Annotated in this window: 7 protein-coding genes; 5 read left to right on the plus strand and 2 right to left on the minus strand. The window is 65.1% G+C overall.

Going from position 1 to position 6487, the window contains the following annotated elements:
- Positions 1-2: 2 nt before the first annotated feature.
- Positions 3-773 carry a citryl-CoA lyase gene (locus HHL11_RS33890; RefSeq protein WP_169423054.1) on the plus strand — a complete coding sequence of 257 codons (771 nt, stop codon included), beginning with the start codon at positions 3-5 and terminating at the stop codon, positions 771-773.
- A gap of 12 nt (positions 774-785) precedes the next feature.
- Here the strand turns inward: HHL11_RS33890 and HHL11_RS33895 are convergent, their stop codons facing one another.
- A complete protein-coding gene (locus HHL11_RS33895) occupies positions 786-1535 on the minus strand; it encodes an IclR family transcriptional regulator (protein WP_169423055.1) in 750 nt (249 codons plus the stop codon).
- Between the two features lie 80 nt (positions 1536-1615).
- Here HHL11_RS33895 and HHL11_RS33900 point away from each other — a divergent pair, with 80 nt between their 5' ends.
- Genes HHL11_RS33900 through HHL11_RS33915 form a run of 4 tightly spaced genes read left to right on the plus strand, consistent with a single transcriptional unit; the run spans position 1616 to position 5803 of the window.
- Positions 1616-2605: a Bug family tripartite tricarboxylate transporter substrate binding protein gene (locus tag HHL11_RS33900; protein ID WP_169423056.1), complete on the plus strand. Its 990-nt coding sequence runs from the start codon at positions 1616-1618 to the stop codon at positions 2603-2605.
- Positions 2606-2623: 18 nt separating this feature from the next.
- Complete coding sequence (locus HHL11_RS33905) at positions 2624-3652, plus strand: aldo/keto reductase (RefSeq protein ID WP_169423057.1); 1029 nt, start codon at positions 2624-2626, stop codon at positions 3650-3652.
- Between the two features lie 47 nt (positions 3653-3699).
- Entirely contained in the window at positions 3700-5133 is a 1434-nt protein-coding gene (gene aldA / locus HHL11_RS33910) for an aldehyde dehydrogenase (RefSeq protein WP_169423058.1), read from the plus strand.
- Between the two features lie 34 nt (positions 5134-5167).
- On the plus strand, positions 5168-5803 hold the full coding sequence (locus HHL11_RS33915) for a flavin reductase family protein (RefSeq protein WP_169423059.1): 636 nt from the start codon (positions 5168-5170) through the stop codon (positions 5801-5803).
- Between the two features lie 354 nt (positions 5804-6157).
- Here the strand turns inward: HHL11_RS33915 and HHL11_RS33920 are convergent.
- Positions 6158-6487, minus strand: a 330-nt coding sequence (locus HHL11_RS33920) for an alpha-hydroxy acid oxidase (protein WP_169423060.1), incomplete at its 5' end; no start/stop codon positions are given.

The following is a 6487-nucleotide window of genomic DNA, read 5'->3' on the forward strand; positions in this document are numbered from 1 at the left end:
CAATGCACACCACCGATATCGGCTACGCCACCAAGACGGCGGTCGTCCTTCGCGGCAAGGACTTTTCGACGGAAATCCTGGGCAAGATGGATTTTCTGGACGTCGTCATGCTCACAGCCATCGGGCGCGTGCCGACGCCGCAGGAAAAGGTGATGCTCAACCTGATCCTCGTGACGGCAGCCGGACACGGAATCACCCCGAGCGTGCTGTCGGCGCGCCTCACCTGGCTAGGCGCCCCGGAGGCCTTGCAGGGCGCAGTTGCTGCGGGCCTGCTGGGTGGTGGCAGCGTCTACCTGGGCCCGATCCAGAACATTGCGCAGTCGCTGCTGGAAACTTGCAAGGATGTGGACAAGGACGCTGCCGCCGCCACCATCCGGGATCTGGCATCGGGTTACCTCTCGGCGATGAAGGCGGCGAAGAAGCCGGTGCTGGGAGTGGGCAGTGGAACCCATGCGGAAGGCGATCCGCGCACTCCGGTGATCCGTGAACTCGCGCGCGAGAACGGCTTCTACGGGCTGCACTGGCGATTGATGGATGGTCTCGCCGAGGTGCTCAGCGAAACCAAGGGTCGCCCCTTCGAAGTCAATGGCGCCGGCGCCCTTGCGGCGGTGATCGCCGACATGGGCCTGGATCCCCTGCTGGGGCGCGGCCTGATGCTCACCGGCCGCTGCGCGAGTTTGGTGGCACATGTCCTCGAGGAGCGGGACCGGCCGATCGGCCAGGAAGTGTGGGACCTGGTCTTGCGCGAAGAAGGCCACAAGGCTGCCGCTTGAAGGCGGCAGCCTTCAAGCGGCAGCGGTATCGAACAGCGGGTCGCAGACCTCGTGCAGCACCGCCAGGAATTCATCACGTCGCTGGCGCAGCGTCGGCTGTGCGCCTGCGATGCTGAACCCCAGGAGCTGCCCGTTGACCCGGCCCGCGATGGCGATCGTCGCAAGTCCGTCCGCGCCTTCGTTCTCCAGATGCACGTAACCCAGTTTCCTGAGCCTTCCGACCTGCCGCACCAGTTCCCCGGGATCGGTGATCGTCGCGGACGCCACCTTCTCGTAAGGGCCGCTGCCGATCTCGCGCGGAACGTCCTCCGGCGGCATGCGCGTCAGGATGGCCTTGCCGAGGGCGGATACATGAAGGCTCAGGCGATCGCCTCGCGCAGACGTGTACCGCAGCGGTTGATGGCCAGGGCTGAATGCCACCACAGTGACCACCTGCCCGTGGAGCGATCCGCACAGCGCGCTTTCGCCAGTGCGATTGCGGACCCGCTCACAGGCATCGTTCAGGCTGGCGGCAGCGATGTCGTTCTTGTCGATCTCGCGGGCAATCGCGATCAGCCGTCCCGTGGGGTACAGGCGCCTGGTCTGATGCGAGCGGCCGAGGTAACCGATGTCGATCAACGTGTTCACCAGGTTGGAGCAACTGCTTTCCGGCAGGTCCAGGTTCTTGGCCAGTTCGGCGTTGGACAGCTCCCGCTTCTCGCGGGCAAAGATTTCGAACAGAGCGAATGCTCGTGCAGCTGCTGGAACGAGTCGTGTGCTCATGAACTTGTTGCTAATCGAGTTCCGAACTATAGCGCCGCAAGTCGGCAGAACTTTTCCCAGACATTTTCCCAGGAGGTGACATGAAAGCTCTCAACAAATGGTTTCGCGGGCTGGCCGCAAGCGCGATCGCCGCGGCCTGCGCAATTGCCGTGCCTGTGTCCGCGCAGAACTACCCCGGCAAGGCAGTCACGCTGATCGTGCCCTTCCCCGCCGGGGGCGTCACAGACGCCAGCGCGCGTCTCGTCGCCCGCAAGCTGGCCGAAGAACTGAAGCAGCCAGTGGTGGTGGAGAACCGGCCGGGGGCTGGCGCTTCCATCGGCGCGAACGCCGTTGCCAAGGCGGCCCCAGACGGCTATACGCTGCTGGTCGGGACGATGGCCAACATCGTCGTCAATCCCTATGTCTACAAGGACCGGTTGCCCTACGACCCGCGCAAGGACCTGGCGCCGGTGCATGGGATGATGGGGCTTCCGCTGGTGATCGTCGCGCGCGCCGACCGGCCGTACAAGACCATTCAGGGCGTCGTCGAAGCGGCGCGCAAGAAACCGCAGACGGTCACGTTCGCGTCCGCCGGGAACGGTAGCGTGGCGCACCTTGCGGGGGAATTGTTCCAGGCCGAAACGAAGAGCAGCCTCGTCCATGTTCCCTACAAAGGCAGCGCCCCGGCAATCACCGACCTGCTGGGGGGCATGGTCGATCTTGCTTTCGACTACGCGTCCACGACCGAACAGAACATCAAGGCAGGCAAGCTGACCGGCCTGGCCGTGACCGGCAACAAGCGACTGCCCTCGCTGCCGAACGTGCCCACTCTCGGTGAAGCCGGGTTCCCGAACGCGGAAGTGACGTCCTGGATCGGCATTTTTGCGCCGGCCGCAACTCCCGCTCCGGTTCTCCACACCCTGGATACCGCGATGGCGACGGTGCTGAAGGACAAGGAAGTCCTGGATGGCTTCGCAGCCGCCGGCGGTACCGCCTTGCCCCTGGGCGCCACCGAATTCAAGGGCTTCATCGAATCCGAGCACCGGCGCTGGAAGCCTGTGATCGAGAAGGCAAACATCCAGGCCAACTGAACCACGGGACCTTCATCCATGGAATACAGGCACATCGCGAACAGCGATCTGAAGGTCTCCGCGCTGAGTCTCGGCACGGCGACCTTCGGTGGCGGCAACGACTTCTACCGGGCTTGGGGTGAAACCGACCTCGCCCAGGCGCGCCGGCTGGTGGACATTGCGCTGGATGCTGGCGTCAACATGTTCGACACGGCTGACGCGTATTCGAAGGGTCTGTCCGAGGAAATCCTCGGACAGGCCATCCAGGGCCGCCGGGACCGAGTCGTGATTTCTTCCAAGGGCGGCCTGCGCATGGGGACTGCCCCCGATGACGTCGGTGCCACCCGCAAGCACCTCGTCGAGGCCTGCGACGCCAGCCTCCGGCGCCTTGGCGTCGAGACGATCGACCTGTATCACCTCCACGGTTTCGACATGCTCACGCCGCTGGAGGAGACGCTGTCGGCCCTGGACGAACTGGTGCGCGCGGGGAAGGTGCGCCACGTGGGCTGCTCCAACTACTCCGGCTGGCACCTGATGAAGGCCCTCGCCCTGGCAGGCGAACACAAGTGGCCGCGCTACGTCTGCCATCAGGTTTACTACTCGCTGCTGGCGCGGGACTTCGAATGGGAACTGATGCCGCTGGCGCTGGACCAGCAGGTCAGCACTGTCGTCTGGAGTCCCCTTTCGGCGGGGTTGCTGAGCGGCAAGGTCGGGCGCGGGCAAGCGGCGCCCGAGGGAAGCCGTGTCGCCAGCCTCGGTGCGCGCGCCATGTTCATCCCGCAGGAGCAGTTCTTCGACCTGGTCGACCTGCTGCGCTCCCTGGCGGAGGCCTACGCGCGGCCGGTGTCGCACATTGCCCTCAACTGGCTGCTGCGGCGGCCCACGGTGGCCAGCCTCGTCATCGGTGCCCGCAACGAGGCGCAACTGCTTGAGAACCTGACCGCGTCCGACTTCAAACTGAACGCACAGGACGTTGCCCGCCTGGACGAGGCAAGTGCGCGCGAGCCGGCGTATCCCTACTGGCATCAACGCAGCGTCTACAAGGAACGCAACCCCGCTCCCGTGTGAAGCACCTCTCGCCTGCCATCCCGGTTTCTCACAATCACTTCCAGAACATGTCCAGTCCCACCCTGCTCCAGAATTTCATCGACGGCCGTTTCATCGCCGGCGCGGACCACATCGACGTGCGCAATCCCGCCACGGGCGAAGTCATCTCCCGCGCGCCGAAGACCGGTGCGTCCGAGGTGCAAGCAGCGATCGAAGCTGCCCGAAGAGCCCAGCCGGCCTGGGGCAGGCGCGCCGCCATCGAACGCGCTGGCTACCTGCGCCGAATCGCAACCGGCATTCGCAAGGACGTGACCGCGATCTCTCGCTGCATCTCGCGGGAACAAGGCAAGACCCTGGGTCTCGCCGAGGTAGAAGTCAATTTCACGGCCGACTATCTCGACTACATGGCCGAGTGGGCGCGCCGCATCGAGGGCGAGGTAATCACCAGCGACCGCCCGGGTGAGACGATCCTCCTGCTGCGCAAGCCGCTTGGCGTGGTCGCAGGCATCCTGCCGTGGAACTTCCCCTTCTTCCTCATCGCCCGAAAGATGGCACCTGCGCTGATCACGGGAAACACCATCGTGATCAAGCCCAGCGAAGAGACGCCGAACAACTGCGAGGCGTTCGCCCGCATCGTCGCTGCCGCGGATCTGCCGGCGGGCGTGTTCAACGTGGTCAACGGTGACGGGGCCGTCGGTGCCGAACTCAGTGCCCACCCGAAGGTCGACTTGGTTAGCTTCACCGGCAGTGTGCGCACCGGCAGCGCCATCATGCGCGCCGCGTCGGCCAACCTGACGAAAGTGAACCTGGAGCTGGGCGGCAAGGCACCTGCGATCGTGCTGGCGGATGCCGACCTCGATCTTGCCGCCCGCGCAGTCCGCGACTCGCGGATCATCAACACCGGTCAGGTCTGCAACTGCGCCGAGCGCGTGTACGTGGAGCGCAGCGTCGCCGACGCCTTCATCTCCAAGGTGAGCATGGCCATGCAGGCGACCCGGTTCGGCGATCCCATCGCGCAACCGGATGTCGACATGGGCCCTCTCGTCAACGAGGCTGGTCTGGACAAGGTGAGCGGCATGGTCGATCGAGCGCGGGCGCAAGGTGCGACGGTCGTGACAGGAGGCAGCCGCGCCGATGTGCGCCAAGGCTTCCACTACCTGCCTACCGTCCTCGCCAACTGCTCCTCCGACATGGAGGTCATGCGCGATGAGATCTTCGGGCCGGTCCTGCCGATCCAGGTTGTCGACAGTCTCGACGAAGCGATTGCCCTGGCCAATGCGAGCGACTACGGCCTGACCTCGTCGGTCTATACGCGTGATCTCAGCCGGGCGATGCACGCCATGCGAGAGCTGAAATTCGGCGAGACGTATGTCAATCGCGAGAACTTCGAGGCCATGCAGGGTTTCCATGCAGGCGTTCGCAAGTCGGGCATCGGCGGGGCCGACGGCAAGCACGGCCTGTACGAATACACCCACACGCACGTGGTCTACCTGCAGGCCTGATCGCGCGACCGCCGCAGCACAAGGAGAGCGACGCATGTACTTCGACTTCAGCAAGCTCAATGGCAAGGACAGCTACAAGCTCCTGGCTTCGACGATCGTCCCGCGGCCGATCGCCTGGGTGGTGACCGTGAGCGCCAGCGGCGGGCTGAACGCCGCGCCGTTCTCCTTCTTCAATGCGTTCTCGGGTGATCCGCCCATCGTCTGCCTGGGAATCGGCATCGGCCTCCACGGCATGAAGGACACGCTCAGGAATCTGCAGGAAACCGGCGAACTGGTGATCAACATGGTGTCCGAGGCGAACGTGGCGGCCATGAACCTCACGGCCGCGCCGTTCCCGGAACATGTCGACGAGATGCAGGCCGCCGGCCTCACCACCTGTGCCTCCAGCTTCGTCAAGCCGCCGCGGATCGCCGAAAGCCCCGCGTCCTTCGAGTGCCGCGTGCGCGACATCCAGGTATTAGGCGGCCCGAACCACCTGGTGATCGCTGAAGTGCTCGCCGCGAACATCGCGGACCGGGTGATCAGCGATCCCGGGAAGTGCCGCATCGATGCGTCCAAGCTGGAACTGGTCGGTCGCATGGAAAGTCCCGGCTGGTATGTACGCACGAGCGACCGGTTTATGCTGAAGCAGCCGAAGCTCGGGGATATGGCGATGGCGACCGTAGATTAACTTGAGGACTTTGCTCGACGCACTAAGCGATGCGCCGAACTGCCGACGCGCCGCACACGGTTGAGGTCGGGCGCGGCCGGTATGCCGCGTGTCCCTCCGCGGCTCTTGTGGCGTGCTCCCGGGCGAGCGGCTCACGCCGCCAGGCGACGCGCCACTTCCTGGTCGATCATCGTGTGCAGGACGTGGGTTTCTTTCGACACGTCCGATAAGTCGCCTCATCCTACGCAGCGTCACACGCTCGACTGCTCGACTTGATCTTGCAGAGCCGGTGGCAGGCAGAAATCGCCCCCAGTTCGCTAATTGCCCGCCGCACATGGCGGGAAAGCTCGCTCGGTGACTGGTGGAGCTTTGGGGTTAGACGGTTCGTGCCAGCAAGATGCTGCGGTCCACCGTGCCGATGTCGGTGCGGCCGCAGAAAGCCATCGACAGGTCCAGCTCGTTGCGGATGATCGCCAGCGCCTTGTCGACGCCGGCCTCGCCCATCGCGCCCAGGCCATACAGCATGGCGCGGCCGATGTAGACGCCGCGCGCGCCCAGGGCCACGGCCTTCAGCACGTGCTGGCCCGAGCGGATGCCACCGTCCATGTGCACCTCGATCCGGTCGCCCACCGCGTCGGCGATGGCGGGCAGGGCGGAGATGGAGGAGGGCGCGCCATCGAGCTGGCGGCCGCCGTGGTTGGAGAC

The sequence above is a fragment of the Ramlibacter agri genome (assembly GCF_012927085.1).
GTDB classification, from domain to species: domain Bacteria; phylum Pseudomonadota; class Gammaproteobacteria; order Burkholderiales; family Burkholderiaceae_C; genus Ramlibacter; species Ramlibacter agri.